This is a genomic window from Nostoc sp. (assembly GCF_036917775.1).
Classification (GTDB): domain Bacteria; phylum Cyanobacteriota; class Cyanobacteriia; order Cyanobacteriales; family Nostocaceae; genus Nostoc.
The window spans coordinates 52013-78702 of record NZ_JBALEQ010000157.1 but is presented as its reverse complement, the minus strand read 5'-3'; the positions used below and the strand labels follow the sequence as shown (position 1 = coordinate 78702).

Genomic DNA, 26690 nt, shown 5'->3' with positions numbered 1-26690 from the left:
CAATGTAATTCAGTATATTGCTCATGCTCCTGTACCAAAATCACTCTTTAATGTTCTTTTATCACAGAATGATACTATTTTGGAGATGTCTCTTGAATTTGGACGGAGTGCTACCCATTATTTGCTGGTACTGTTCCTGAGTCACTTCAAACTTGCCGATAAAAAAAGCAGGGACATTCACAATGTGCTGTGGTTCTTCATTTTTGGCTCGACTATTTTCACCGGGTGGTGAACCCATATTAAAAGAGCCTTCAACAATCTGAACCATATCTAAAGTTATGCCATTGCCTAAGTCCTCCTTAAAGAACTTAGCTTGCTTGTTAGGCTCTCGTTTAATTACCTGTCCCTTTTTATCTACCGTTACCGTTTCAAACTTAAAGAGAATATATTTAGGTTCAGCTATAGAGATAGTTGTTGATTGATTAATAGGTTGATTAGCAGGTTGATTAGTAGATTTAGGTGTCGGTGATTGACCCTTAAAAATTTCATGACCTACTACTGCTGTCACCAAACCTACACTTCCGAAGCCAGCCCATTTCAAAAACTTTTGTCGGGTTATTAGCTCTTGAGCCGATTGAGTGGGTTGAGCAGAGCTTGACTGCTGAATTGGAGGTTTAATCAATTCTTGGCTTGCTACAACTCTGGTTTCAATGGCAGTGATGTCCATCTGCTGTAATTTTTGGCGATATTCTGCTTCCTCCTGCTGCCGTTGTTTTTCTGCTTCCTGCTGGTTTAGTCGTACAGCTTCTTCTTGTTGTTTTTCTGGCTGATGCTGCTGTCTGATTCTCTCTTGCTGTTTCCGGTATTCTACTTCTGAAGATGATTGAATAATAATTGCTTCGAGTGCAGAAATATCTGCATCATTTAGTTCTAAAATTCGTTGAAAACGTTGAAGTTCTTCACGAGTAACATCACTAGGAGGATATTCAAACTGCATCGACTCTCTAAACACCTCTTCATACTGTTGCAGCTTTTGCCGATGTTCCTCGATCGCAACAACAATTGGATTTTCAATTGCAGTCACATCCTCAGCAGTCAAATTTAACGCTTGATGACATTGCGTTAGTTGAGAGCGGTTGAAAGCACTGAGCGGATATTCTTGCTCAACAGCTTCTGTAAACTCTTGCTCGTATTGCCGCAAGTTTGCTTGATGGGTTTCAATCTCCGCATTAATCCGCCTCTCGATCGCACCCACATCTCCATCACTCAACCCCAAAGTTTGCCAGGTTTCTTGCAACTGCTTCCGCGTCACCTCATCTGGATAATGCTGGCGCTGCGTTGCCTTTACAAACGCCTGCTCGTACTGCTGAAGTTTTTGATGATAGCTTTCAATCTGTGTTGTAATTTGCGCTTCAATTGGGGCAACATCTACATCCGTCAATCCCAAGCGTAGCTGCTGTTGGCGTAAGTCACTGCGGGTTGCCTCACTGAGAGGATATTCCTGCTGCGTGGCAGTAAAAAACAGACGTTGATAGTCCTGGACTTTTTGGTGATATGCCTCTACTTCAGCCGTAATGTGAGATTCGATCGCCGCAATATCTCTATCTGCAAGTTCTAATTGCTGCTGAGTTTGCCGTAAGCGATCGCAGCTTGCTGCACTTAGAGGAAACTCTTGCCGCAATGCCGTTGTAAAGGCTTGCTGATATGTTTGCAGGTTTTGCTGATGTGTCTTAAACCGTGCAGTCACTTGTGCCTCAATCGGCATCGTGTCTTCATTCCGCAGCCCCAAAATTTGCTGGAGATTTTGCAGATCGAGGCGATCGCTATCGGTAATCGTCTCATCTCTCTCTAGTAGCTCAGTGAACACCTGCTGATACTGCTGGAGTTTGTCGCGGAAGTCATTGCGGTACGGTTCCAACACCTCATTTTCGACCGCTTTCGCTTTAGTTACCTCCAATCCCAAGCGAGTCATGAGTACATTTAATGTACGACGACCAACAAAGGAAATTTCGCCTCGATGAATAAATCGCGCAACCTCTTTACGGTATCGCTGTCTGGGATCGCCCGGAGCCACTTTTGTCAGTCGAATTTTAAAGCCTTCTCGAATTGCATAGATTTCCGGCTTCATTGCTGGCTGAAGTTCTCGCACTTTTTGACTGGCGTATTCATGGAGTTCATCGATGGAGACAAACTCATCGTGATCGCGATCAGCTTCTCCCGACTTGATACCTTCAATCAAAAAGCGAGTGTAAATTGATAAATCTTGTCCCTCTTGCTCAAAAGAATATTGAGTTGAAGTAGAAGAAGTTAATATGGCTCGTCCTTCACTGCCCAACTGCTCCCGGATGTCAATTGTGCCGTCATCTTTGGCAGACATTCCCTCAGCAAACGCGCCACTAAAGCAGCTATCTAGGATAACCACCTGCCGACGGGAGCGGCTTTCGCTCATGCGATCTTGAATAAAATTGGCAGACACCGACGTTGAGCGAATCAATTCGCCTTGCGGCGTTTTACTGGTGTTGCGAGTCGCCAGATACAGCCTACCGCGATCGTCTTTGATGCCGTGTCCTGAAAAGTACAGCAGCAGCAAATCATCTTTGTGCCGTCCAGAGAATAGCACTTCGATCGCAATTTCTACAACTTGCCGTTCAGGATTTTTTAGCAGCTTAATATCTGAGGCAGCAAATCCGCCCATTTCTGGATTCAGTAGTACCTCGTATACTGCTTCCACATCTCTAACTGCACTGGGCAAAGAGTTTAGCCCTGGTTCATACTCACTGACCCCAATCAGCAACGCTACCTTCGCCATTTAACTCACCTATGCTGCGATCAAATCCTATACGGCTTTAATCTCTGTATTGTTTCATTTATACCAAGTTTTAGAATATTATCTCTATCAGCCGGACTAGATATAAGCAAAATTTAATCAAGCGTAGGCGTAGCCTGTCGTAGACATTGCAACATGGAAAGAGATACTGCTAAATTACAGCAGTTTTCATGTATTTGAATCATAGCTGTCGTAGTAGGGGCGCAAGGCTTTGCGCCCCTACTGCGTAGTCTATTTACTACGATTTAGTAGAGCATTTCATTAATTTATCGCAAATTAAATTTGGCAACACCCTGCAATGTTAATACATTGGCTCACAATGCCAATACATCGGGTAACAATAGCAATGTATCGAGTAACAATGCCAAAGCATCGGTTGACAATGCCAAAGCATCGGGTAACAATGCCAAGGCATCGAGTAACAATATTAATGCGTCCTTTTGCATTAAACAAGCTACGCTTTTACACAAAAGTGTACGTATTATATATTTTTGGCATCTATAATTTTCCCTATTAGCTGTTTATGACCCTCCGCCCTGATTCTACCTTGAGCTTGGTTTCTCCCAGCATTAGCGATGTTCGCCAACAAGTCGCCCCTTTAAAACTAGGAATTATGGCTTCTGGGAATGGCAGTAATTTTGATGTAGTTGCTCAAGCTATCCAAGATGAGCAGTTAAATGCTCAAATTCAAGTTTTAATTTACAATAACCCCTCGGCGAAAGCAGCCGTCAGAGCAGCCAATAGAGGTGTAGAAGCTGTTTTATTGAATCACCGCAACTATAAAATCCGAGAAGAGTTAGATGAAAAAATTGTGCAGACATTGCAGCACTACGATGTAGAATGGGTGATTTTGGCGGGTTGGATGCGATTGTTAACATCAGTTTTCATTGATGCCTTTCCTAACAAAATTATTAATATCCATCCTAGTTTGTTACCTAGTTTCAAGGGAATCCATGCTGTAGAACAAGCCTTAGAATCAGGGGTAAAAATCACTGGTTGTACGGCGCATATCGCTTGTTTAGAAATGGACAGTGGCCCAATCTTGATACAAGCCGCAGTACCAGTTTTGCCGGATGATACAGCAGAAACACTCCACGCCAGGATTCAAATTCAGGAACATCGGATTTTGCCGCTAGCGATCGCTCTGGCAGCTTCTTCGTCAAAGTCATTTTTTTAACGTAGACGCGGAGCGGCTTGCCGCAGGCTACCGCAGAGGCACAGAGGGCATAGAGAAAAAAAGGAGAAGGATAAACAATTGCTTAACTGAACTGTAGTGGTCTATAAATCAATACAGTTCAGATAAAAGTAAAACACTTGTAGAAACGGCGATTTATCGCGTCTCCAAACCCCAAAATTCTTGCCAGTAGCCCTTAAATGAACTGTATTGGTCTATAAGTTTTCGTAACGTGTATTAATCCCTGGTTGTTCACAGTATTTATGATTCATTATCAAACCACCAAGGGTCATTAGTAGCATTAGTTTTAATTAAAATAGCTTTTTTTCGCATGAATCGTTTCAGCGCTGCTGCACCCATGCGCGATCCTCCCATCCCGGAGAATTTAAAGGCGTTTTTCTCTCCCTCGTGCATGATGGCTGTGAGTGCAGCATCGTTGATACTAATAGCACCTGCATCTATGTGCTGGGCAATTTCTAAGGCTTCAGCTTCTGAGGCAAAAACAGCAGCACTTAATCCATAAATTGAGTCATTTGCTAAAGATACCGCTTCTTCAACTGTGGAAAAAGGCATTATTGGCATAATGGGGCCAAAAGTCTCTTCGGTCATTACTTTCATGGAATGATTAACCTGGGTAAGCACTGTTGGACGACACCACCAACCCCCACCCAAGTCTTCAATTACGCCGCCGCAGTGAATGACTGCCCCCTTTTCTACTGCATCTAGGAGATGATCGCTAATAATTGCGGCTTGTTTTTCGGCGATGATGGGGCCAATTTCTCCACTTTCAACAGTAGGGTAAGCTAGCCCAAGGCGATGTGCTTTGGCTACTAATTGATGGTAAAACTTTTCAAATATGGATTCAGCAACGTAAATCCGCTCAATTGATAAGCACGACTGTCCAGTGTTGACGACGGAACCCCACAAGATTGCTGAGGTTGCTAATTCTAAATTGGCTGATTCTAAAACGATCGCCGGATCTTTTCCCCCTAATTCCAAAAAAGCCGGAATAAACCGTTTCGCAGCCGCTTCTGCCACTTTTCGCCCCGTGGCAACACTACCTGTAAAGCACACCAAGTCTACATTGTCAATCAAAATAGATCCGGTTACACCTGCTCCTTCAACAAAAGTTAAGACATCGCGCAATTTAGGGACAGCGTTGAGTGCTGTTGTCAGTGGTGCAACGAAGCGAGGAGCGATTTCACTGGGTTTAACAATGACGGCACAACCCGCCAACAATGCCGGAATGGTATCAATAGTTGATAGCAACAGGGGAAAATTCCACGGACTAATTATCCCAACTAGGGGGTAAGGAACGGATGTTTGTTGCAAGGCGATAAATGGAATTGCTGTGTTTTTTGCAGAGTCTTGCAGCAATTCTGGCGCTAACCTACACCAGCGATCAATGCTAGAGAGGAAAGAGTCTATTTCTAATATTGAGGTTGATAATCTTCCCGTATCATTTACCAAAGCTTCCGTTAAGCGATCGCGCTCTGATACTATCGCTGCTTTCCACTGCTGTAAAGCTTCAATTCTCCCCTCTAAACCCAGCTTTTGCCAGCTAACTTGTGCCCGGCGCGATCGCTTGCATTGCTGTGCCAGCAACCTTGGAGGCGGCGGGATAATTACATAGTCAAATTTGCCAGTTCTGGGATTACGGACTTCTATTGGTTTTGTCATTTGTCATTTGTCATTGGTCATTTGTCAATAATTAATAGTTATTCTTCCCCTGCTTCCCCTGCTTCCCATTCCCCATTCCCCAATTCAAATTATCCCTAGTTGGGCTAACCGATCAATTGTGGCTTGCTGGGTTTGCAAAAAGTGTTTGCGGTCTATTTCTCCCTCCAGCATAGTATTAGCTGGGTAAAAGTGTGATTGGTGATAACTTTCGGCGTATAGTTCAAAGCGTTGACGGGCAAGTAAATTATGTAACCCCGGTCGGCGGCGATCGCGGCGTAACGCTCCTAAATCAATCTCGGCAAATGCTGCCATGCTCTCGCCTGCACCTGTCTCGGCTAAAACGATTCCTCGATGATCGATGATTTTAGAGCCACCATCAGCCGAAGCTATGGGGATGGCAATATTAGTGATACCTGCGGTATTGGCTGAAACTACGTAAGCCATGTTTTCGACAGCGCGAGTGATTTTTGCCGCGTCTTTGGGAGTGAGGTTTTTGTTGTATACTTCCGAGGTGGAATGGACAAAAACCTCTGCTCCTCGCATCGCCAGACACCGCGCTACTTCTGGATACAAAATTTCTTCTGATGCTAAAGCTGCTAAATTACCGATCGCAGTTTTGGCTACAGGGAAAACTCCCTCTAAACCATAGCAGTCAAGATATTTATCCCAAACATCATGGGGAGTGGGAGCAAATAAAGAATTTAGCCGCCGATACCGCAAGACGATTGAGCCGGAGGGGTCAAGAATAAAGCAGGTTTGAAAGTACAATCCGGGAAAGTTGGGATCAATTTCGTAGGCATTACCAGCTAAAAATATTTTATGCTTTTGAGCAATTTTACCCAGCGCCTCATATTCAGCACCAGCCATTTCTATACAGGCTTTTTCTGCCCACCCTGCGAGACTATCTCCCATCGGGAAACCTGTGAGGAAATATTCTGGCAGTACAATTAAACGACAATCAAAGCCAATAAAAGCGATACTGGCAGCAATTTGTTGAGCTAGGCGGTTGATGGAGTTTTGCATGAGCGATCGCGCTTCGTGGCGATCGCTTGTTTGGTTGACTGCATGACAGGTAACTTGCAGTGCTAAAGCGCGGTAGGATTCTGGATTAGTTGTCATTGGTCATTGGTCATTGGTCATTGGTTATTAGTCGATTGGTCATTAGTAAAAGACAAATGACCAATTTAGCGATCGCACAAGTTTATCTGTCATTGTTTGCTTCTCCTATCTTTGGATAAACTTAATTTAAACAAAAAACTCCAGGTAGAAGAGAGAATGTCAAATTTCCGCGATCGCACAGAGACAAACACCGATAAAGTTTTACTCATCGGAGTTACTGGCGGCACAGGTGGAAATGTCGTTAAGGGATTTCTCGAACAGGGAGTTACCAACCTGCGAGTCATCACTAGAGAAATTGACCTTAATCGTCCAACTCTTGCGAAGCTCAATGATGCCGGAGTTGAACTGGTAAAAGCTAACCTCGACGATGAAACTTCTCTCATAGCAGCCTTTACAGGAATTTCGGCTGTTTACTGCCACGCCACTTCTGCGGACTCTACTAAAATTGATCCGCTAGAGGTGGAGAGAGCCAGGCGAATTGCAAAAGCTGCTAAACAAGCTGAAATTAAGCACTTTGTCTACAATTCCGCAGGTGGAGCAGATAGAAATTCAGGAATCCCGCGCATTGAGCAAAAGTATCAAGTAGAGAAAATTCTCAAAGAAGCTAGCTTACCAACTACTATGTTGCGAGCCTGCTTGTTTATGGAGGAGTTTTGGAAGAAGTACACGCGACCTTCCATACTCAAAGGTAGTTTCCCGTTTTCAATTCAGCCAGATAAACCTCTTCATCTAATTACAACCAAGGATATGGGCCGCGTCGCTGCCTATGTAATCGAACATCCTACCAAGTATATTGGCCAAGAAATTGAGCTAGCTGGCGATGTGTTGACTCCAAAGCAAATGGCAGAGGCATTCTCCCAAGCGCAGGGGATAAAAGTTGTCCATAAAGAGACACCTGCTTGGATTTTCTTACTCTTGCTGCAAAAAGAACTGTTCGATTTGATTCAGTGGTATCGCAAAAAAGGTTATCAAGCCGATGTCTGGCGTTTACGAGAAGAAGAGTTTCCTGGACTTCTGACCACATTTAGGGAATTTTTGGCAGAAACTCACTGGTCAAATGCGGAACTCACCTATGAGACAATACGCTTGGGTTTTTGAGACGCGATAAATCGCCGTCTCTACAAAGGCTTTGGTCTTGACCAATGAGAGTCTGCGATCGCATTAGTACACTGTGGCAAAAGTTTGCTTACCTTTTAATCTTAACGATGCCTACTGCCTACACCACCCCAGAGCGATCGCACAAGTTTATCTGCCAACTCAGAACCAAACATCTGTGCGACAAATTTATTACCTGGATCGCGTTCAGCACTGCTACGGCGTAGTGCCAAATCACGAGCCGCCAAAGCTTCCCGTGCATCTTCTGTTAAGGGTTCAGCTGCATCTACCCAAGTTAGCCAGCGATCGAGTGTTTCGTGTGCAAGTGTGCGAGTTAGTTCGAGGGTTTCCAAGGTGGGTGTGCCTGTATAGCACAATTTAACAGGCGATTGAAATAATCGAAGATACAGACTTTTGCTGGTAAATACCTTTAAGCGCGAATCGTCTTGCAACTTTAAGAATGTTTGATTAACTGGCTCATAGTAGCGATCGAGATATGCCAAATCGGTTAAAAGCTCAGTTCGGGCAATGTAATCTATATAAAATAAAATATTTCCATTTGGAAGTGTGCCAAACTCAAAAGCCAAATGAGGAACCTGAATATGCGACTTCAACCAAGTGGTGAGACGCATAGTGCTAAAGTTTGATTTTTCCGGGTTTCCTAGCCACGAATGCACTAGCCAGTCAATTTCTTCCGCAGAAAAAGCAGTCAGTGAACCCTTCATATTGCCATCAAAACTGCTGTATTGCTGTAAATCTTCTACAGAAGGGTCTGGATGTAACTGGAAACGAGTCTCTAGTTTTTGGTGGAGTTCTTTTGTAATTCCCCACAACTGCTCAAATACAGCCTTATTGTCTAGATCACTTTGTTGCTGAGTCATAGTTTGAGTTTGCGGTTTTTCTATAAACTTTATATTTAGTTTGACACTTTTTGGTATCTAGCTAGTTGCCCATATCAAGTAATATATTCATCCAATTCAGAACTGTGATAAAAAAACCATTAACTAAAACATGATAAAGCTATTGCAACGATCTATATCAGCAAATGATTTTTCATTTGGCTCTTAATTTAGATGAATATTTTCAAATAGATATATTATATGAATTTGGTTTGATTTAGAGACTAGATTTTTTGACCATTTTTTAATACTAACCCTATAAATAAAGGTACTGGATCAATACTGCTCGGTTAAGCATTTTTAACTCGGAATTGGGTTTTGGAAAAAGGTTAAAGGTTTTTCTTTCCCCTTTCCCTTTTCCTCTTAAACGACAAGTATTGGGTACTGACTTAGGATTATCTATTAGTTACTAAATTATAGTATAAGAGAAGCATAAGGGAAAAATCAGCTGCATTTCTTCACCTGGGAAGGGTGCAGAATTTGTAATTGAGATTTCCATCAAGTAGTTCAGTAAGTAAATATATACTTATTTGGGATTTTCTAGGGTTTTAGGGCTAAACCAAGCAGATTAATTGATAGTCATATCTTTGACATAATCTTGCAATGGTTTTGTCAATATGCTCTGCAATAATTCACTCATCAAACTGTTTAACGGAACTAGGCAGGTAATTCCTGCCTTTTTTAATCAATGCCTTCTAAGCAAGGTAAGACAGTACTCTTAATTATGGGCGATTTCCCTTTACCTGAGAATTACTAATAGAAAATCCTCGACGAGTAGGTTTAATATTAGCTAATTCCACCTGAAAACTTACCTTATCAGTCATTTCACCGCTTCTCGCTTCCAAATCCCACTTCCCAGGGCGCAAATTCCAAAATAAAGAATTAGCTGAGTTTGTATCTAACTTTTCGCCATTTAGCCACCATTCAACAGGCGCAAATTTATTTCCCGCTAGCTTAAATTCGAGTTTTTGCTTCGTTTCTTCACCTGGATATACTAAAAATAAATCGCCATGATGCGGAGATAAAATTCTCAAATTGTTAGAAACAAGACTCGATTGCTGTTGTTTTGCCAACCACTCATTATACTCTGGTGGTAAGTTAAATTGGTTGTCACCTTCGTAGGCAATTTTATCTTCTGGATAGAAATATTCTTGCACCACTGAAGTACAATCTGGTGTTGGTCGTAATCCCGAAATTGCACAAATAGGTAATTGTATTAAACCTTCTGGAGGTGGAAAAGCTGCTGGTTCTTGATGTTCGTGTAGGTGTAACATAATCCGATTCCATAAAGGTGCAGCCCCTGTCACACCTGAAACTTGTCGCATCGGTTCACCGTTGAAATTGCCTACCCAAGTAGCGACGGTGTAATCAGTAGTGAAGCCAACTGTCCAAGTATCACGAAAATTGGAAGAAGTACCAGTTTTAACGGCAACAGGAAAGGGTAAATTTAACACAGAGTTTACACCAAATGCTGTGGCACGAGCATGATTATCACTGAGGATATTAGTAATTAATTGCCATATTGTTTGCTTGGGGAGTAGGGAGTGGGGATTAGGGAGTGGGGAATCGGAAAATCTGCTTACTAGCGGCGTAGCTTCTCCTTGTCGTGCTATGGTCAGGTAGGCACGGGCTAATTCCCATAAACTGACTTCGCCACTACCGAGAGTTAACCCTAAACCGTAATGTTCTGGGGTTTGATTGAGATTTTCAAACCCAAGTTGATGCAATCGTTCTAAAAAAGTCTGCACACCTACTTTTTCTAAAACCCTCACTGCGGGTACATTCAACGAATTTGCTAAAGCGATTCGCACCCGCACAGGGCCAAGAAAGCGTTCGGTGTAATCGGTTGGGCTATAAAGTCTCGCACCAGGAATTGCATAACGGGCGGGGACATCTGCCAAAATAGTATTTAGGCGTATTAAACCTTTTTCTAAAGCTAATTCATAGACAAAAGGCTTGAGGGTAGAACCAGGTTGACGTAGCGCTTGTACTCCATCATTGCGTCCTAGTTTTGCTTGATTAAAGTAATCAGGTGAACCGACATAAGCCAATACTTCACCAGTGTCATTGTCAATCACCAACGCAGCTGCATCATGAACATTATTAGCGGCTAGGGAAGAAATCACCTGCTGTACCTGTGCTTCCACAAACTGCTGTAAAGGGCGATTTATAGTTGTGCGAATAACGGATTTATCGTCCCCACTCTGCTTTTCAACGGAAGTTGGGGAGATTTGATTGGCTAACCAAAATAAAAAGTGTGGTGCGGCGATAATTCCTCGTGGACGAGACTGAAACACAACTTTTTCGGTTTGTGTTCGGGCTGCGATCGCACCACTTATATACTTTTCCTGTACCATACGATTGAGGACGTATTTTTGTCGCTGCTTTAACCGTTCCCAATGTTCGTAAGGGTTAAAGTATGTGGGATTATTGGGGATAGCGGCCAACAAGCTGGCTTGAGCAAGATTTAACTCACTCGCTGGGATAGAAAAATAAGTCTGTGCAGCTGCTTCCACACCATATATATTCCCGCCCATTGGTAGCCGATTAATATATGCAGAGAGAATTTCATCTTTATTCATCCCTGCTGTTAACCGCCAAGATAGCCAAATCTCTTGCAGTTTACCAGAAAAGCTGTGGGAGACAGGATCTAACATCCGCGACAGTTGCATAGTAATAGTGGAAGCGCCGGAAACAATTCGTTTCGCGTGGATGGCTTCTTTGCTGGCGCGGATAACAGCTTTCATATCCAACGCGCCGTGATGGTAAAAGCTGCCATCCTCGGCGGCTAAAATAGCATGGATAAACTGGGGCGAAACTTGATTTAGTGCGACGACTGATGTGTGTTCTTGGTCACGGGTGAGCAATGTTCCTAATGGTAAACCATTGCGATCGCTAAATTGCATTGCCAGTTGATTTTGGGCAATATCTGCGGCTCGAACGGGCGCAAAATACGGTAATAAGCGTATAATCAGGCAGATTACCAGCACAGCTAGGATAAATTTGCTACTGTGCTTAATTTGGACTAGCGATCGTAAAATTAGTTTCATCAGGGAATCCCTGTCAAGAAAACCTACCTTAATTTTGACGCAGCAATTACATCGATATCAGTAAATATGTCAAATCCTTAATAATTTATTTGAAATCACTTAGCAGATGTAAATTAATATTTGCAGAAGTTAAATACTGATTCATAGTTAAGAATTGTAGTGATTTATAGGAACAATCACACAGGATTAGTTATCTATGTAAATAAACATAGTTAAATCCAAACTCTAGGTAAAAAATAGTCATATAGCATCCTTTATTTGTCTTGGCATTGACAACTCAATAAGGCGTGTAAAATTTTGTTCGCTATAACTTATGATTTTTTTATTTTGAATTGCTAAAAATATGATTATCAGATTTTTACTCCGTTTGCACTATAAAATTGTCTATTTCTTCCTTAGCGTCCTTGGCGTTCTTGGCGGTTCGTTAAAAAAAATTAGCCATTCCTCACGCCAGAAGAGAAGGATACAGTTTCTTCTTCTCTTTACATTCATGCTAGCCATGACAGGGTGTAATTTTTTTGGTATCAACTCAAGTAAAGAACAACTTCCAGCAGTATCCCCACTTACACCACCAAAATTACCAGACTGGATTGAACAAATTAGTCCCATTGGCGATGCAAAACCTCTTAACCAAATCCGCATCCGTTTTAAAGAAGCTTTAATTCCAGTTGAAAGTCTCGATAGTCCAGAACAACAGAAAATATTAGAAAAATTTGCCCTTTGGCCACCTTTACCCGGTCAATTTCGCTTTTTAACACCGCGTATGGTAGGTTTTCAAGCTGAGAAAGCATTGCCAATAGCGACAAGATTTCAAGTCACTCTCAAAACAGGTTTAGCTGATTTAAAAAATCATCGCCTAGATAAAGATTTACCTTGGACTTTCAATACCGAATCTATCAACCTGACTAATTTACCCGGTGTCAATCCTATTGAAAAGGCTGATATTGAACCCATTGATTTACAACCAAAGCTACAGTTTACTTCCAACGTAGAATTAAATTTAGCTTCCGTACAAGAAAAATTACAGTTAATTCCTGAAGGAAAAAATAAGGGTGTAGGCTTCAAAGTCGAATTAAATAAAGAAGAAAAACCAGTAAAAAATGAAGAAGACCCTTTAGAAAAATTTGACCCTTCAGCCCGTAATTGGATTTATAATCTCATTCCACAGCAAAACCTCGAAAAGGCAACTCCTTATCGCCTAGTCTTTTCTCCCGGAATACGTCCTGCTTATGGCAATCTCCCTACAGAGAAAGAATTTGCCAGTAAGTTAGTAACTTATTCACCTTTAGCATTCCAAAAAATTAACTTTTACGGACAGCCAGATTCAGGTGGAACTTTTGGGCGATTTATTAAAGGCAGTCCCCAGCTAGAGTTTAATAATGTCTTACTGCCAGATTCAGCCAAAGAAAGTATTACGATTAATCCAGCACCAAAAGATATTTCGAGAATCATCCAAATCAATGATGAAGATAAAATTGCCGGCATCAATCCTTATGCGCTAGAACCTGCTCAAAGTTATACAATTACTATCGACGGAAATCTCAAAGATAAGTTTGGGCAGACTTTGGGTAAACCCATCACTCTTAAATATGATACTGGAGATTTAGCCGGGGATATCTGGGTACCATCAGATTTGAATATTTTCCCCACAGATAAAAATTTACAGTTAAATATTACTACCGGAAATCTCCCAGAATCTAAATATAAAGCAGCTTATCGAGCAGTTAAACCGACAGATTTAGTTTATTTTAATAATAGTAGTGATTTATTACCACAACCATCTGATTGGCAAAGCTTTAAGGTATCGGGTAAGAAGAATCAATCAGTTGATATTGCTGTTCCTCTCCGAGAAAAAATAAGTGCAGCCACAGGAATGTTAGCTTATGGAGTGCAAGCCCGCACTAATAAATATCAGGAAAATGGTAAAGAACTGTGGCGAGAACCTACCACTTATGGCTTAGTTGAATTGACGAATTTGGGCGTATTTACTCAGTGGTTCCCTGATTCAGGCTTAATTCGCGTCAATCATCTGACAGATGGTTCGCCAGTTCAAGCGGCTACTGTAGAAATTTATCAATCAAAATTACAAGCAAAATCTCGCCCCGAACCAGTACCTTGTGCAACGGGTAAAACTGATGAAAATGGAATTTTTAGAATTGTTCGTGAAGGATTACAGCAATGTTATTCTGGGAATGAAAGTTCTAGTAAATCACCACAATTATTAGTAATTGCCCGTGAAAACCAAGATTGGGCATTCGCTAGAACTGAAGAATATAGCGGCGTTTATGGCTACGGTATTGATGCAGGTTGGCAAGATAGTAAGCCAGAATCACGCGGTGTAATTTTTTCAGACAGACAGTTATATCAACCAGGCGAAAAAGCTTGGTTTACTGGTTTTGCTGGCTTCTTGCAAAATGGCACAATCCAACAAGATAAGAATGCCGTTTACCAATTAACTTTGGTAAATCCTGATGGGCAAAAAACCAACTTAGGTACGCAAACTACAAATGAATTTGGTACGTTTTCTCTGGAATTGCTAATTAAAACTACTCAGCGCTTAGGCTACCATACAATCCAGGCTAAGGGTAAAAATGGACAAGAACTTTCTGGTGAGTTTCGGGTGGCTGAGTTTAAGCCACCGAACTTTAAAGTCGAACTGAACTTAGATAAAGAATTTGCTTATATTGACGATAAAGTTGAGATTAATGCTACCAGTAATTATTTATTTGGTGCGCCTGTAGAAGGTGGAGAAGCAAAATACTTTATTACTCGTCAACAGGCTAATTTTATTCCCAAAGGTTGGGACGAATTTACTTTTGGTCGGCAGTGGTTATGGCCAGAAGAATCTCCGAGTATCTCTAGTGATGTGTTGCAAAATAATACCCAACTAGATGCTAATGGTAAAAGTAATCAAACGGTGAGTGTGGCTAAAGATTTGCCATATCCCATGACTTACCAAGTAGATGTGCAAGTTGCAGATGTTTCTAATCTGTCTGTAGCGAATTCCAAAACTTTTACAGCCTTACCGAGTAATCGTCTAATTGGGTTAAAAAGTAATTTTATTACTGATGCTGGTAAGGCTTTTCCTATTGATGTGATTGTTACCGACCCTACAGGAAAACCGATAACAGGTCAACGAGTGCGTCTGGAATTACAAGAGATTAAATACAGCAGTGTCACTCAATTAGTTGAAGGTAGCCGAACGCCAAAAAATCAAGTTGAATATAAAACAGTCGGACAAGCAGAAATTACATCTGCTAGTAATCCCCAATCGGTAAGTTTGACAGCACCAGAATCTGGTTCATACCGGATTAGAGTAAATTTTAGTGATGCCAAATCCGAATTAAGTGCCACAGATTTACAAATTTGGGCTACTGGAGAAAATCCTGTATTTTGGGGTTCGAAAGAAAAAGATGTCTTAGAACTGAAATTAGATAAACAAGAGTTTAAACCTGGTGAAACTGCTACTGTACTAATTCAATCTCCCTATCCAGATGCAGAATTGTACTTTGCGGTGATTAAAGACAAACCCCTTTATCAACAAATTACCAAGGTTCAGGGAAGCGCACCACAAATTCAGTTCCAAGTTACGCCAGAAATGCTGCCAAATGCAGCCATTGAAGCTGTATTAGTAAGACAAGGTAAACCCATCAGCCAAGTGGAAGTAGGAACTTTAGATAACTTGGTGAAGATTGGTTTTACACCTTTTAAAGTTAACTTAGAAGATAAGTATTTAAAACTGCAAGTTAAGCCAGTGCAAGCATCATTAGAACCTGGTGCAGAAGAAACAGTACAACTAGAACTGAAGGATAATCAAGGAAATCCCACCAAAGGACAGTTTACAGTCATGGTGGTAAATGAAGCGGTGTTACAACTTTCTGGTTATCGTCCGCCAGATTTAGTGGATACAGTTTATGCAGAACAGACAATATCTACCCGCTTTAACGATAATCGCGCGGATGTTATATTACAACCGCAAGATGTAGCTAAACCGAAAGGTTGGGGTTATGGTGGTGGTTTCTCAACTGGTGCAGCTAATACTCGCACTCGCACCGATTTTAAAGCTTTAGCTTACTACAACGCTTCTGTTCTTACCGATGCAAATGGTAATGCACAGATAACTTTTAAACTCCCGGATGACTTAACTACATGGCGGGTGATGGCTATAGCCACTGATGGAAATCTGCGTTTTGGGAATGGGGACGCGACGTTTATCACCACCAAGCCACTGCTAACTAATGCCATCTTGCCACAGTTTGCCCGTCCAGGCGATCGCATTCTCGCTGGTTTATCCGTCACCAACAACACCGGGAATACAGGAAATCTCTCAATTAATGGCGAACTTAGCGGTAATGTAAAGTTTGCTGACAAAAACTCCACAGCGAATTCTTTGCAAACCAAAGCTGAATCTGCAACTCACGCTTATCGCTTTCCAATGGTGGCTGATAGCGTCGGAGTTGGTAAAGTTCGCTTTACCACTCAGCTAAATGGTACAGCCGCAGATGCTTTTGAAGTACCTTTAGAAATTAAGCCAGTTGAAATTACCGAACAAGTCGTTGAAACTGGTGTCACCGAAAAAGAGGTGAAAATTCCCCTGAATGTTGATAAAAATACCTTCCCTGATGCGGGAGGTTTAGATATTCAGTTAGCGAGTACTTTGATACCGGAGATTCAAGCACCAGCAAAGCAGGTTTTAAAAGATAATGATTTGCCGTTTACAGAACCTGCTGCAAGTCAATTAATGATTGCGGCTAATTTGCAAACTATCGCCCAAAAATATGGTCAAACTTTTGCAGAATTTAATCCTAGCCAACAAGCTAATTTAGCAATCGAACAATTACAAAAACTCCAAATAGCCGATGGTGGTTTTGCTGCTTTCCCCGGACAAGAAAAATCTGACCCTTGGGTTTCTGCTTATGCGGGTGAATCTTTGGCTAAAGCTAGTCAGGTATTCCCTAATTTAGTCGATTCTGGAATGCTGTCTCGCCTCAAAACTTATCTGCAAAAAGTTCTAGCGAATCCTGGAGAATACGATTTTTGCAAACAACTACTCTGTAAAAGGCAACTGCAAATTAATGCTTTAATCGCCCTAGCAGAACTGGGAGATAAACGCAACACTTTTCTCGCAGATATTTATGAACAGCGCAATAATTTTGATTTAGTAACTCAAATTAAACTAGCGCGATATTTATCTCAATTCCCAGAATGGCAAGATGAATCTCAACAACTAGTCAACAAGCTGCAACAGAATATCTATGAAACTGGCCGCACAGCAGTTGTCAGTTTACCCAGCAGTTGGGGATGGATGAGTTCATCTACGACGACGCAAGCGCAAGCTTTACGGTTATTTATTGCCAAACAAAGTAAACCCGAAGTTATAGATAAGTTATTCCAAAGTCTTCTGGCACTGCGGCGGGATGGCACATGGCAAACTAACTATAATAATGCCCAAGCCTTAACAGCTTTGGTAGAATATAGCCAACTGCAACCTACACCACCTAATTTTGTTGCCACAGTGCAATTAGCTGGTAATAAGTTAGGAGAAAATCGTTTTGAAGGTTACAAAAATCCTAGCTTACAACTAATTGTGCCGATGAATCTATTACCTCGTGGTCGTAATGATTTAACGCTGCAAAAAGCAGGTAATGGTACTTTACACTATATGGTTGCTTATAATTATCGCTTGCAAGGAAATCAACCAGGCAGATTTAACGGGTTACGCATAACACGAGGAATTAGTCAAGTAAATGAAGAGAAAGTTTTACAAAAAACGGGGATTTACGCTTTCGATAAACCCTTGACTTTAACCTCTGGACAGGTGTTTGATATTGGTTTAGAAATCATCGCCGATCGCAGCGTAGATCATATAGTAATTAAAGATCCTTTACCAGCAGGTTTTGAGGCGGTGGATGCAAGTTTTCAAACTACCACGGCTGCATTACAAGCGAAAGCTGATAGCTGGGAACTTGGGTTTAAGAATATTTACCGCGATCGCATTATCGCATACACCGACCACCTGGAACCAGGAGTTTATAGTCTGCATTACTTAGTCCGTTCTGTCACCCCTGGGACATTTTCTTGGCCTGGTGCAGAAGTTCACCTGCAATATGCACCAGAAGAATTTGGGCGTACTGCTGAGTCTACATTGATATTGGAGGATGGGAAGTAATCATTCTCTGTGATTGCACGCCTTCCACTGCAATAAAGTACAATCAAACTAATCACAGTAAGATTCACTCTGTTTAGCTTGGATAAACCCCAAGAGTTAGTATTAACTAAATTAGGAGAAGGACTACCTGCTATAACTCCATCTTTTGGAGCAGCTTTAGCAGAAGCTTGTGCGGTGTGTTTGGAAGATCGAGGTCATTTACAGGGTGTAGAACTCACAGTTAATGGAGACTTTACCACCAGCTTTAGACTATATTGGCAACCTGTTACACAGCAAATGCTTCGTTGCTGGAATGATGAAGAGTTCACCACAGAACAAGCAGCCTATGGCATTGCCTTTATGCTCATCAGACAATTGACTCAGTTTACAGTGATTGAGCGATCGCGCAAAGGCACTGGATTTGATTATTGGTTAGGTAGTGAAGATGAAGCTGGTGAACTTCCGTTTCAAAATAAAGTACGGTTGGAAGTTTCAGGTCTACGTAAAGCAGATGATAGCAGGGTTAGAGCTAGAATAAAACAAAAAATCGAGTAAACTAATCCTTCCGATGGCAAATTTCCTGCCTACATTATTATTGTTGAATTTAGCAGACCCCTATCTTTTATTGTGGAAAAATGAGTCAGATTCAGGAGTTGCATAAACAGGCGATGGATTTGGCCGAAGCAGCTTTTACTGCTAAACTCAGAGGAGACTTAAAGCAAGCTAGTCAAGTTTCTCGACAAGCTTTTGAAAAAGAATCTCAAGCTGCTGCACTGATTGCCAATCAACTTCATGCCGAGCCGACTCGTTCAGTATTACATCGCAGTGCTGCAAGCCTTGCAATAGAATGTGGTGAATTTCGAGCAGCAGAACGTTTGATTGCGATCGCATTATCAGGAAATCCACCCCAAGAAATTGCCCAAGAACTAAAAGATTTATTCATTAAAATAAATTTACGCCCATATTTAGAACGTCATGGGCTTAGTTTTGATGAAGAAAAGTTGAGGAATTTAATAGTAGATAAACAGGGTACTTGAAACACAGGCGAACGCACTTCTGTAAAAGTAATTATAAATAGTGATCGCATTATCGCATACACCGACCACCTGGAACCAGGAGTTTATAGCCTGCATTACTTAGTTCGTTCCGTCACCCCTGGCACATTTTCCTGGACTGGTGCAGAAGTTCACCTGCAATATGCACCAGAAGAATTTGGGCGGACTGCTGAGTCTACATTGATATTGGAGGATGGAAAGTAATGAATGATTCTTGGTTATCACATTGTAATTGAAGCATAAAAATTTGAATATCGCCCACACCAAGCACCTAAAATCAGGTGTATATTGGCAACCTGTTACACAGCAGATGCTGCGCTGTTGAAATGATGAAAACTTCACCACATAACAAGCAGCATCTAGTATTACCTTTATAAGTAATTTCAGGATGTCTCTGATGGTTCCTCATCAATGAACAATGCTTTTTTACTGCGCTTGAGTTGTTTCCAAAGTGCTTTAATTTGTTTGTAAGCATCTTCTGGTTCAAGCTTTCCTGATGTTTCTAGACTGGTAATATAGCTAACTTTTTGAGCAAATTCTTGAAGGTTGGCATTAAATACTAAATTCTCTGGCTTAACTTGACCGTAATAGCGACTACGAGGGTAAAGAAATTTGTTTTTGTCGTCAAGATTAGTCTCGTCCATTATTTCACCCCCAATAAGTGACTTTTACCAACGATAATCACAACAAAGATGGCTTCAATGAAGAAATTGCCGCGATTATTGTGAACGATGAGCCAGTCTAAAAGGGAACACAAAATCAAGTATACAGCAACTAGCTATTTGTTAGCTGCGATCATAGTAAGACTTTTGAATCATGGACATTAAGCTTAGACTATACCAGTTTCTGGTAATAATGTTACATTTAGTGGCTTTAAGCTTTCTGTGTCCTCTGAGTTAGCCTAAAGTAAGCCGCTTCTAGGGTTGAAGTTGCTCACGAAATATATAGGCGTAAACTAAATTCCCCAGTGTTAACCAGGGGAATTCTATTAGGGCGATATCCATCTCTTACCATTATTTGCTCAATCATCGCTGCAATAACTCCAGCGCACCGAAAGAACATCGGTAGTTATACAAGAGATACAGCCCAACTTTAAGGTAAAGAGTCAGTTAATGTTATTCTTGACTGCTGAAAATTATGAATAGGAATTTCAATTTGAAATTCAGTTCCCTTACCTAATGCAGAGATACAATTTAGTTTTCCCTGGTGCTTTTCGACAATAATCTGATGACTGATTGATAACCCTAAACCAGTTCCTTGACCAACAGGTTTGGTAGTGAAAAAGGGATTAAAAATCTGTTCCTGAATCTCTGACTTCATACCAGGGCCATTATCTTTGATACTAATTAAAAGCCTCTCGTTGTCTACAACTAAAGTTTTTATTTGAATAGTTGGTATTTTATTTGCAGACTGCCAATATTGCATATTATCTTTTAAGGCATAAATTGCATTATTGATAATATTCATAAAAACCTGATTCAACTGGTTTGCATAACAACTAATCTTAGGCAGTTGACCATATTCTTTAACTATCTGAATATCAGGTAACTTATTTGGTAACGCCAACTGATGATTTAGAATCATCAATGTATTATCTATGCCTTCATGAATATCTACAGATTTAATTTTTGCTTCATCTAGTCGCGAGAAGTTGCGTAAGCCCAGAACAATATCTGTAATTCGCTCACTACCTGTACTCATAGATGCTATTAACTTAGGCAAATCGTCACACAAGTACTCTAGTTCGATAGATTTTATTTTGGCTTCTATGGTGGGATTTATTTGGGGATACTGCTCTTGAAAAACTGCAATTAAATCTAGTAAATCATTGATATACTGATTTGCATATCTGAGATTACCAGCAATAAAACTCACAGGATTATTAATCTCATGGGCAATCCCTGCTACCATTTGTCCTAGACTTGACATTTTTTCACTATGAACCAGTTGAGCTTGTGTTTTTTGTAAGTCCAGCAAAGTTTTTCTTAATTCCGATGTTCGTTCTAAAACCTTTCGTTCTAACTCATTGTTAGCCTTTTGTAAAGCTGCTGCGGCTCTGTAGGTTTCTGTAGCAATACTGGCAATATGGGTGGCAGTTTTCAGAATTTCTAGATGATGCTGAGTTGGATGACAAGGAAATTTATGAGATATAGCAAATGTCCCTAAAACTTCACCATTTTGTGAAGTAAAAGGTGATGACCAACAAGCTCTGATGTTATAATTCAAAGCGAAATCTCGGAAATCAGCCCATAAAGGATCATTAGCAATATCAGTAGCAAATACTGAATCTCCTCTATGAGCAGCAGTACCACAAGAACCACAACATTCACCAATCATCAAACCATCAACACCCTTAGCAAATTCTTCTGGGAGAGTAGGTGCTGCTCCTCCCCGTAACTGCCGCTTGTCTTCATCTACAACTAAAATAGAGCAATATGCCCCAGGTAATTGTTGCTCTAGCAAGATACAAAGGTTGTTAAAAATTTCATATAAATTGACTCCAAACGCAACTTGTTCTAAAACTTGGCTTTGGGTGTAAACTAACGCTTCTGAACGCTTGCGTTCAATCGCTGTTGCTAAAATATGGGTTATAGATTGTAAAAAATGAACATCATCTGAAGAAAAAGTTCTTGCCTCAGTAGCATATACTTCTAGCAAACCTAAAGGCTTACTCTCACCTGGAATTAGCACACTCAAACCAGTAACGCTATCACCAGGAGAGGGAATAGTTAAATCATCGATCTGACAATTGGGTGTGTTACAATTAACAATTATCTGAGTATTATCCAAGAATTGTTGTACTTGCTGATTAGTTGTGACATTAATATCAGCAGAGTCTGTTTCTAAAGGTTTCTCCCCAACGCTAGCTACTTGACGCAAAGCATTACTATCTGAAAGTACTTGCCAGATTCTACTGTATTTAACATTTAGTATTTGAGCTACTAAACTAACTGTATCTTGGAACAAATACGATAATTCCAGTCCTGACAGTGCTTTCTGTCCAAGTGCATTCACTGCGGATTGATAGCTGAAATTCATCGATGAATTATCAAAATCATGCCAGTTATTGTTTGACTGATTTGTTTTGCTTGATGCCTGTAAATTTAAGTTCATAAACGAATATATTATTTGTTCTGCGTATCTAATAGTTCCCTAAAAAACTTAGAATCTCCCTCTACTTTTCAAAACTTTAAGATAATGGAATATTTATAAATCAAAGATAAAGTAGGTTAAGCACATCTAAAATAATCTTGACAAAAGCATTAGCTCATGTATGAAAACAATAATCAGATTTATCGTTTGATGTCATGTGCTGTTAATTACTTTTGATATGTTATTGCTTTTGCCCTTGGCGTATCTTCTCCGCAATAAGAAGGGTACAAAACAAAGTAAGCAGTTAAAGATTTAGCTGCCACATTTTCAGATGCCGCACAAATCATATTATTTTACAACTACCCATTGTGTGACAGGTGCCATTGCCCGCCAGCCCAAAAATTTCCCAATAGGTTCCGCCCGTTGAATAGCAATACGAGTCAAATCGCCACCGACTTGTTTATGCCATTGAAATAAAGTTTGCTCACCCTCTACCGTCACCACGTTTGCCACCAAACGCCCACCGGGCCGCAATGCTTCCCAACACACATCAAAAAGTCCCATTGCTGTCACTCCACCACCAATAAAAATCGCATCTGGTGCTGGCAAGTCTTTCAGGGTATGGGGCGCTTTTCCTTCAATGATTTGCAGATTTGGAGTACCAAGAGTGGCGGCATTATCGGCAATATAGAGTAGTCTAGATGAATTTTGCTCGATCGCGATCGCTCGACACCGAGCATTACTCCGCATCCATTCGATGGAAATTGAGCCACAACCCGCACCAACATCCCACAACAACGCTCCTGGTGTGGGAGCCAAAGCTGCTAGAGTAATCGCCCTAACTTCACGCTTTGTTAACTGTCCATCGTGGTGGTAGGCGTTATCTGGCAATCCTGGTAATCTTGGTAAAGGGATAACCCCAGTATCAGCAATACAATCAACTGCGATCGCATTCAAAGCCGCAACTTCAGTCTCACTCCAAGATGCAGCTGTGCCTTCTATAATTCTTTCATGATTGCCGCCCATACGCTCCAAGACGGTAATTTTGCTGCCACCATAGCCGCGATTTGTCAAAATTTTCGCAACAATGGCGGGTGTGTCCTTCCCTTCGCTCAAAATCAACAGTCGCGCTTTTGGGTAAATGTAAGACTGGAGTAGGGAGGATGGACGACCATTCAAACTCAAGGTTTCTACCTCAGTTAAAGACCATCCCACCCTGGCACAGGCGAGGCTAAAGGCTGAAGGTGCGGGGATAATGGTCATTTCAGAAAGGGGAATTCGCCGCATTAAGGTGACACCAATGCCGTAACACATCGGATCGCCGCTTGCGAGTACGCAGATTGACTGACCCCGACGCTGGATAATTTCTTCTACAGATACGCTAATGGGAGATGTCCAGACTAGTTTCTTACGCCCATCGTCTGTAGGCAGCATTGCCAAATGGCGATCGCCTCCGACGATTACTTTAGCTCTCTCGACTAGAGAACGAGCGATCGCACTTAACCCCTGTAATCCATCTTCCCCAATGCCGACGATAGAAAGCCATTTCTCTGTCATGCTAATTCATGATTAATAACTAAGATTTGACGCTAATTCTAATTCTGAATTATTGCGTCAATTTTGGTAGGATATAGTTCATAGTGCTGGATTGAAGATAGCAGGATGAACTCACTTCCAGAAATAGAAGCTGCTATTATGCAATTGTCTGAAGGGAAAATGCGGGATTTATCAAACTGGCTCCAAGAATATCTCAATGATGCTTGGGACAATCAAATTGAAGCAGATGCAAAATCTGGTAAATTGGATCAGTTAATCCAGCGTGCAAAAGCAGATATTGAAGCTAATCAGGTGAAACCGTTAGATGAAATCCTTAACAACCCCTGATTTTTGGCGCTCTTATGCTGCACTTTCACCTGAAGCTAAAGAGCAAGCTAGAAAGGCGTATCGTCTTTGGATTAATAATCAACTTCATCCGTCTTTGCATTTTAAAAAAGTAGGAAATAATTTGTGGTGGATATCGCGCACTAGCACTTAAGAATGGCGAGGATTATTACTGGATCTGGATTGGGTCACATGATGAGTATGAGGCATTGATTGGATAAGAATATTGCTGCCTTCATTTCTCACAAATTTTTTAAAAAGTCAACAGCAAACATTAGTACTTTGTCAAGCTAGTTTTGAGGGTTTGTAGTAAGGACTTTAGTGCTGAAAAATCAGGACTAAAGTCCTTACTACAAACTTTCTTACTTGATAACTGGTCACTGTTAAACCAGTGCTGCTGTTGCTTTCACAGCAAAAATTTTCTCAATCACATCTTCTACAACTTTATCTGGTGTAGAAGCACCAGAAGTTATTCCCACGACAATTTCTCCATCTGGCAACCAGTTTTCTGTAGTTATTAACTGCCCATTTAATTGTCGATGTTCTATCGAATCTCCTGATTTGATCCGTTCAACAGTATCAATGTGATAAGAAGGAATTCCCCGCTCAAAAGCAATTTGTTGCAATTGAGTAGTATTCGATGAATTAAACCCACCAATTACTACCATTAAATCTAATTTATGTTCCACCAATTCCAACATTGCATCTTGCCGTTCTTGGGTGGCATCACAGATAGTATTGAAGCTTTGGAAATGCTGGTTTAACTCTATGGGGCCATACTTCTGCAACATAGTCCGCTCAAAAAGCTTGCCGATTTGCTCAGTTTCGTCTTTAAGCATCGTAGTTTGGTTAGCAATCCCAACTCTTGCTAAATCACGATCGGGGTCAAATCCTGCTGAACAAGCTTTAGCAAATTTTGTCAGAAATTCTTCACGGTTGCCACCATTGATAATATAGTCAGCAACATATTGTGCTTCTTGCAAATTCAGCACAATTAAATACTTGCCAGCAAAGGAACTAGTTGCAACTGTTTCTTCGTGCTTATATTTACCGTGAATTATTGATGTATAATCGATTTTTTTGTGCTTTTCTACTGTATTCCAAACCTTAGATACCCAAGGACAAGTTGTATCAACAATTTTGCAGCCTTTATCGTGAAGGATCTGCATTTCTTGAACGCTAGCTCCAAAAGCGGGTAATATTACTACATCACCAGTGCCAACAACAGAAAAGTCTTTATTCTTTCCTTCAATGGGAATAAATTCTACTTCCATCTCCTGCATTCGCTGATTTACAGAAGGGTTATGGATAATCTCGTTAGTAATCCAGATGTGTTCTGTGGGGAAGTGCTGACGAGTTTCGTAGGCCATGGCCACAGCCCGTTCTACACCCCAGCAAAAACCAAAGGCTTGTGCTAGTCGAATTGTCACATCACCCCGTTGCAGGATGTAATTGCGATCGCGAATTTCTTGAATCAAGTTACTCTGATATTCAGATTGCAACTGGGTAGCAACTTCTGCTTGATGACCAAAGCCCTTGCGATTGTAATTTTCTGAATGTTGCAGGCTGCGCTTAAAAGCTTTTGTATCCATTAGATTTGTCTACTTCAACCACTATTTTTTATTTTCTCGCGCCCAGACGAGATTTATACACAGTTGTATTCAAAAATATTATCAGAGAGGGGGAAAGGGAAAAGGATAAGAGGTAAAAGGAATTAATGTCTTTACCCTTTAACCTTTAACCTTTTCCCCTCTTCTTCTTGCTGGGATTTTAATTCGATTTCGCTATAAATCTGCAATGCAGAACGCCAAACTATATACCCTTCAGGACTTAAATGTAAGCCATCAGTAGTAAATTCGCGGCGGAGATTTCCTTGCTTGTTAGTAAACAGGGGATATAAATCAAGATACTTAACACCTTTTTTGGTAGATATGCTTTGCAGTTGCTGATTCAACCCCTGAATGCGACTATTGGCAACAGCTAGAAGTTTATCTCGTCCTTTCCAGGTTGCTTCCTCTGCCCCATGCGGCAAAATCGATTGCACAACAATTTGCGCGGTGGGATGCCTCTTTCGGAGGTAATTGATAATTTGTCGCTGATTATCTAAAATTTCCTCGTTGTTCACCCCCCGAATTAGGTCATTAATGCCAATCATCACAAAAATGACCTCTGGTTTGCTGCGGTCAAATATTTTCAACCTGTTTAAGAGTCCATTACTGGTTTCGCCAGAAATCCCTTGATTGAGCCAAGTTTTACCTTCGGGTAATAACTCAGGGGGAAACCATAAACTCAGAGAATCTCCCGCCAGGATGGTTAAATGCGGAGGACGTTGGTCAGCAGCGACCTTGGCTTCTTGCTTGAGAATGTCTACCCACTCTTGGTAAGTGAGTTGATGACGGCGACCCAAATCAGGTGTAGCAATTTGGGTTGAGTTGTTCAGGTTAATTTGTTCTGGGGATGTTACAATCCCAAAAAAAGCGGACAATCTCTGCTGTTGCCAAATTAGCAGGATGACCGCCAACATTAGGATGCCGTTAGTTAACAGCGAGAAAAATGCCCAGATAGGAAAGGTTTTTGCAGAAGTAGACACGACTAGCGAAATTTACCAATTATTTGAATCAAATTTTAACGCTAGCGATCGCAAATTACACAATCTTAAATTGGAGAGTGGGAAATGGGGGGCAGAGGGAGCAAAGGGGAAATAACCAATGCCCAATTCCCAATTCCCA

The 26690-nt window shown here is 41.1% G+C and carries 18 protein-coding genes and 1 pseudogene; 8 read left to right on the top strand and 11 right to left on the bottom strand.

Annotated features, from left to right (window positions below):
- Positions 1-61 precede the first annotated feature (61 nt).
- The gene (locus V7K69_RS31825; RefSeq protein ID WP_335042103.1) at positions 62-2749 is read right to left on the bottom strand and encodes a caspase, EACC1-associated type; all 2688 of its coding nucleotides are present in this window, start codon (positions 2747-2749) and stop codon (positions 62-64) included.
- A 332-nt stretch (positions 2750-3081) separates the two neighbouring features.
- Positions 3082-3213 (bottom strand): hypothetical protein, encoded by a 132-nt coding sequence (locus tag V7K69_RS31820; RefSeq protein WP_335042101.1) that lies wholly within the window; start codon positions 3211-3213, stop codon positions 3082-3084.
- Between the two features lie 77 nt (positions 3214-3290).
- On the opposite strand from V7K69_RS31820, the gene purN reads away from it, so the two are divergent.
- Positions 3291-3944 (top strand): phosphoribosylglycinamide formyltransferase, encoded by a 654-nt coding sequence (purN, locus tag V7K69_RS31815; RefSeq protein ID WP_335042099.1) that lies wholly within the window; start codon positions 3291-3293, stop codon positions 3942-3944.
- Between the two features lie 258 nt (positions 3945-4202).
- Here the strand turns inward: purN and V7K69_RS31810 are convergent, their stop codons facing one another.
- Together V7K69_RS31810 and V7K69_RS31805 are read right to left on the bottom strand one after the other, a co-directional pair.
- Positions 4203-5621 (bottom strand): aldehyde dehydrogenase family protein, encoded by a 1419-nt coding sequence (locus V7K69_RS31810; protein ID WP_335042096.1) that lies wholly within the window; start codon positions 5619-5621, stop codon positions 4203-4205.
- A gap of 84 nt (positions 5622-5705) precedes the next feature.
- Positions 5706-6740, bottom strand: a complete 1035-nt coding sequence (locus V7K69_RS31805; RefSeq protein WP_335042094.1) for a nitrilase-related carbon-nitrogen hydrolase — start codon at positions 6738-6740, stop codon at positions 5706-5708.
- A gap of 156 nt (positions 6741-6896) precedes the next feature.
- On the opposite strand from V7K69_RS31805, the gene V7K69_RS31800 reads away from it, so the two are divergent.
- Positions 6897-7838: an NmrA family NAD(P)-binding protein gene (locus V7K69_RS31800; protein WP_335042092.1), complete on the top strand. Its 942-nt coding sequence runs from the start codon at positions 6897-6899 to the stop codon at positions 7836-7838.
- Positions 7839-7939: 101 nt separating this feature from the next.
- Here V7K69_RS31800 and V7K69_RS31795 read toward each other — a convergent pair whose 3' ends face one another.
- Positions 7940-8716 carry a red chlorophyll catabolite reductase gene (locus V7K69_RS31795; protein ID WP_335042090.1) on the bottom strand — a complete coding sequence of 259 codons (777 nt, stop codon included), beginning with the start codon at positions 8714-8716 and terminating at the stop codon, positions 7940-7942.
- A gap of 740 nt (positions 8717-9456) precedes the next feature.
- Entirely contained in the window at positions 9457-11784 is a 2328-nt protein-coding gene (pbpC, locus tag V7K69_RS31790; RefSeq protein WP_335042088.1) for a penicillin-binding protein 1C, read from the bottom strand.
- A 490-nt stretch (positions 11785-12274) separates the two neighbouring features.
- Here pbpC and V7K69_RS31785 point away from each other — a divergent pair, with 490 nt between their 5' ends.
- The 4 genes and pseudogenes from V7K69_RS31785 to V7K69_RS33055 all read left to right on the top strand — a co-directional run.
- A complete protein-coding gene (locus tag V7K69_RS31785) occupies positions 12275-17953 on the top strand; it encodes an alpha-2-macroglobulin family protein (protein ID WP_442936220.1) in 5679 nt (1892 codons plus the stop codon).
- 78 nt (positions 17954-18031) lie between these two features.
- Positions 18032-18487, top strand: a complete 456-nt coding sequence (locus tag V7K69_RS31780; RefSeq protein WP_335042083.1) for a hypothetical protein — start codon at positions 18032-18034, stop codon at positions 18485-18487.
- A gap of 80 nt (positions 18488-18567) precedes the next feature.
- Positions 18568-18969: a hypothetical protein gene (locus V7K69_RS31775; protein WP_335042081.1), complete on the top strand. Its 402-nt coding sequence runs from the start codon at positions 18568-18570 to the stop codon at positions 18967-18969.
- A 33-nt stretch (positions 18970-19002) separates the two neighbouring features.
- Positions 19003-19191, top strand: a pseudogene (locus tag V7K69_RS33055) (hypothetical protein); the annotation flags it as partial.
- A gap of 179 nt (positions 19192-19370) precedes the next feature.
- On the opposite strand, the gene V7K69_RS31770 reads toward V7K69_RS33055, so the two are convergent.
- The 3 genes from V7K69_RS31770 to cbiE form a co-directional block, all read right to left on the bottom strand.
- On the bottom strand, positions 19371-19631 hold the full coding sequence (locus V7K69_RS31770; protein WP_335042079.1) for a DUF7219 family protein: 261 nt from the start codon (positions 19629-19631) through the stop codon (positions 19371-19373).
- Positions 19632-20079: 448 nt separating this feature from the next.
- A complete protein-coding gene (locus V7K69_RS31765) occupies positions 20080-22101 on the bottom strand; it encodes an ATP-binding protein (RefSeq protein WP_335042076.1) in 2022 nt (673 codons plus the stop codon).
- Between the two features lie 327 nt (positions 22102-22428).
- Positions 22429-23637 (bottom strand): precorrin-6y C5,15-methyltransferase (decarboxylating) subunit CbiE, encoded by a 1209-nt coding sequence (gene cbiE, locus V7K69_RS31760; protein ID WP_335042074.1) that lies wholly within the window; start codon positions 23635-23637, stop codon positions 22429-22431.
- Positions 23638-23742: 105 nt separating this feature from the next.
- On the opposite strand from cbiE, the gene V7K69_RS31755 reads away from it, so the two are divergent.
- Together V7K69_RS31755 and V7K69_RS31750 are read left to right on the top strand one after the other, a co-directional pair.
- The gene (locus V7K69_RS31755) at positions 23743-23964 is read left to right on the top strand and encodes a hypothetical protein (protein ID WP_335042071.1); all 222 of its coding nucleotides are present in this window, start codon (positions 23743-23745) and stop codon (positions 23962-23964) included.
- The gene (locus V7K69_RS31750) at positions 23942-24115 is read left to right on the top strand and encodes a hypothetical protein (RefSeq protein WP_335042069.1); all 174 of its coding nucleotides are present in this window, start codon (positions 23942-23944) and stop codon (positions 24113-24115) included. Before V7K69_RS31755 ends, V7K69_RS31750 begins: the two co-directional genes overlap by 23 nt.
- A gap of 229 nt (positions 24116-24344) precedes the next feature.
- Here the strand turns inward: V7K69_RS31750 and V7K69_RS31745 are convergent, their stop codons facing one another.
- Both V7K69_RS31745 and V7K69_RS31740 read right to left on the bottom strand, forming a co-directional pair.
- Complete coding sequence (locus V7K69_RS31745; RefSeq protein WP_335042067.1) at positions 24345-25553, bottom strand: 4-hydroxy-3-methylbut-2-enyl diphosphate reductase; 1209 nt, start codon at positions 25551-25553, stop codon at positions 24345-24347.
- 131 nt (positions 25554-25684) lie between these two features.
- Positions 25685-26551: an SGNH/GDSL hydrolase family protein gene (locus tag V7K69_RS31740; protein ID WP_335042065.1), complete on the bottom strand. Its 867-nt coding sequence runs from the start codon at positions 26549-26551 to the stop codon at positions 25685-25687.
- Between the last annotated feature and the right edge of the window lie 139 nt (positions 26552-26690).

Excerpts from the sequence above, each read along its gene's own strand:
- pbpC (WP_335042088.1), bottom strand. The coding sequence starts at position 11,784 with ATGAAACTAATTTTACGATCGCTAGTCCAAATTAAGCACAGTAGCAAA.
- V7K69_RS31745 (WP_335042067.1), bottom strand. The coding sequence starts at position 25,553 with ATGGATACAAAAGCTTTTAAGCGCAGCCTGCAACATTCAGAAAATTAC.
- V7K69_RS31785 (WP_442936220.1), top strand. The coding sequence starts at position 12,275 with ATGCTAGCCATGACAGGGTGTAATTTTTTTGGTATCAACTCAAGTAAA.
- cbiE (WP_335042074.1), bottom strand. The coding sequence starts at position 23,637 with ATGACAGAGAAATGGCTTTCTATCGTCGGCATTGGGGAAGATGGATTA.
- V7K69_RS31825 (WP_335042103.1), bottom strand. The coding sequence starts at position 2,749 with ATGGCGAAGGTAGCGTTGCTGATTGGGGTCAGTGAGTATGAACCAGGG.
- V7K69_RS31750 (WP_335042069.1), top strand. The coding sequence starts at position 23,942 with ATGAAATCCTTAACAACCCCTGATTTTTGGCGCTCTTATGCTGCACTT.
- purN (WP_335042099.1), top strand. The coding sequence starts at position 3,291 with ATGACCCTCCGCCCTGATTCTACCTTGAGCTTGGTTTCTCCCAGCATT.
- V7K69_RS31765 (WP_335042076.1), bottom strand. The coding sequence starts at position 22,101 with ATGAACTTAAATTTACAGGCATCAAGCAAAACAAATCAGTCAAACAAT.
- V7K69_RS31795 (WP_335042090.1), bottom strand. The coding sequence starts at position 8,716 with ATGACTCAGCAACAAAGTGATCTAGACAATAAGGCTGTATTTGAGCAG.
- V7K69_RS31770 (WP_335042079.1), bottom strand. The coding sequence starts at position 19,631 with ATGGACGAGACTAATCTTGACGACAAAAACAAATTTCTTTACCCTCGT.
- V7K69_RS31805 (WP_335042094.1), bottom strand. The coding sequence starts at position 6,740 with ATGACAACTAATCCAGAATCCTACCGCGCTTTAGCACTGCAAGTTACC.
- V7K69_RS31775 (WP_335042081.1), top strand. The coding sequence starts at position 18,568 with ATGAGTCAGATTCAGGAGTTGCATAAACAGGCGATGGATTTGGCCGAA.
- V7K69_RS31800 (WP_335042092.1), top strand. The coding sequence starts at position 6,897 with ATGTCAAATTTCCGCGATCGCACAGAGACAAACACCGATAAAGTTTTA.
- V7K69_RS31755 (WP_335042071.1), top strand. The coding sequence starts at position 23,743 with ATGAACTCACTTCCAGAAATAGAAGCTGCTATTATGCAATTGTCTGAA.
- V7K69_RS31820 (WP_335042101.1), bottom strand. The coding sequence starts at position 3,213 with ATGCAAAAGGACGCATTAATATTGTTACTCGATGCCTTGGCATTGTTA.
- V7K69_RS31810 (WP_335042096.1), bottom strand. The coding sequence starts at position 5,621 with ATGACAAAACCAATAGAAGTCCGTAATCCCAGAACTGGCAAATTTGAC.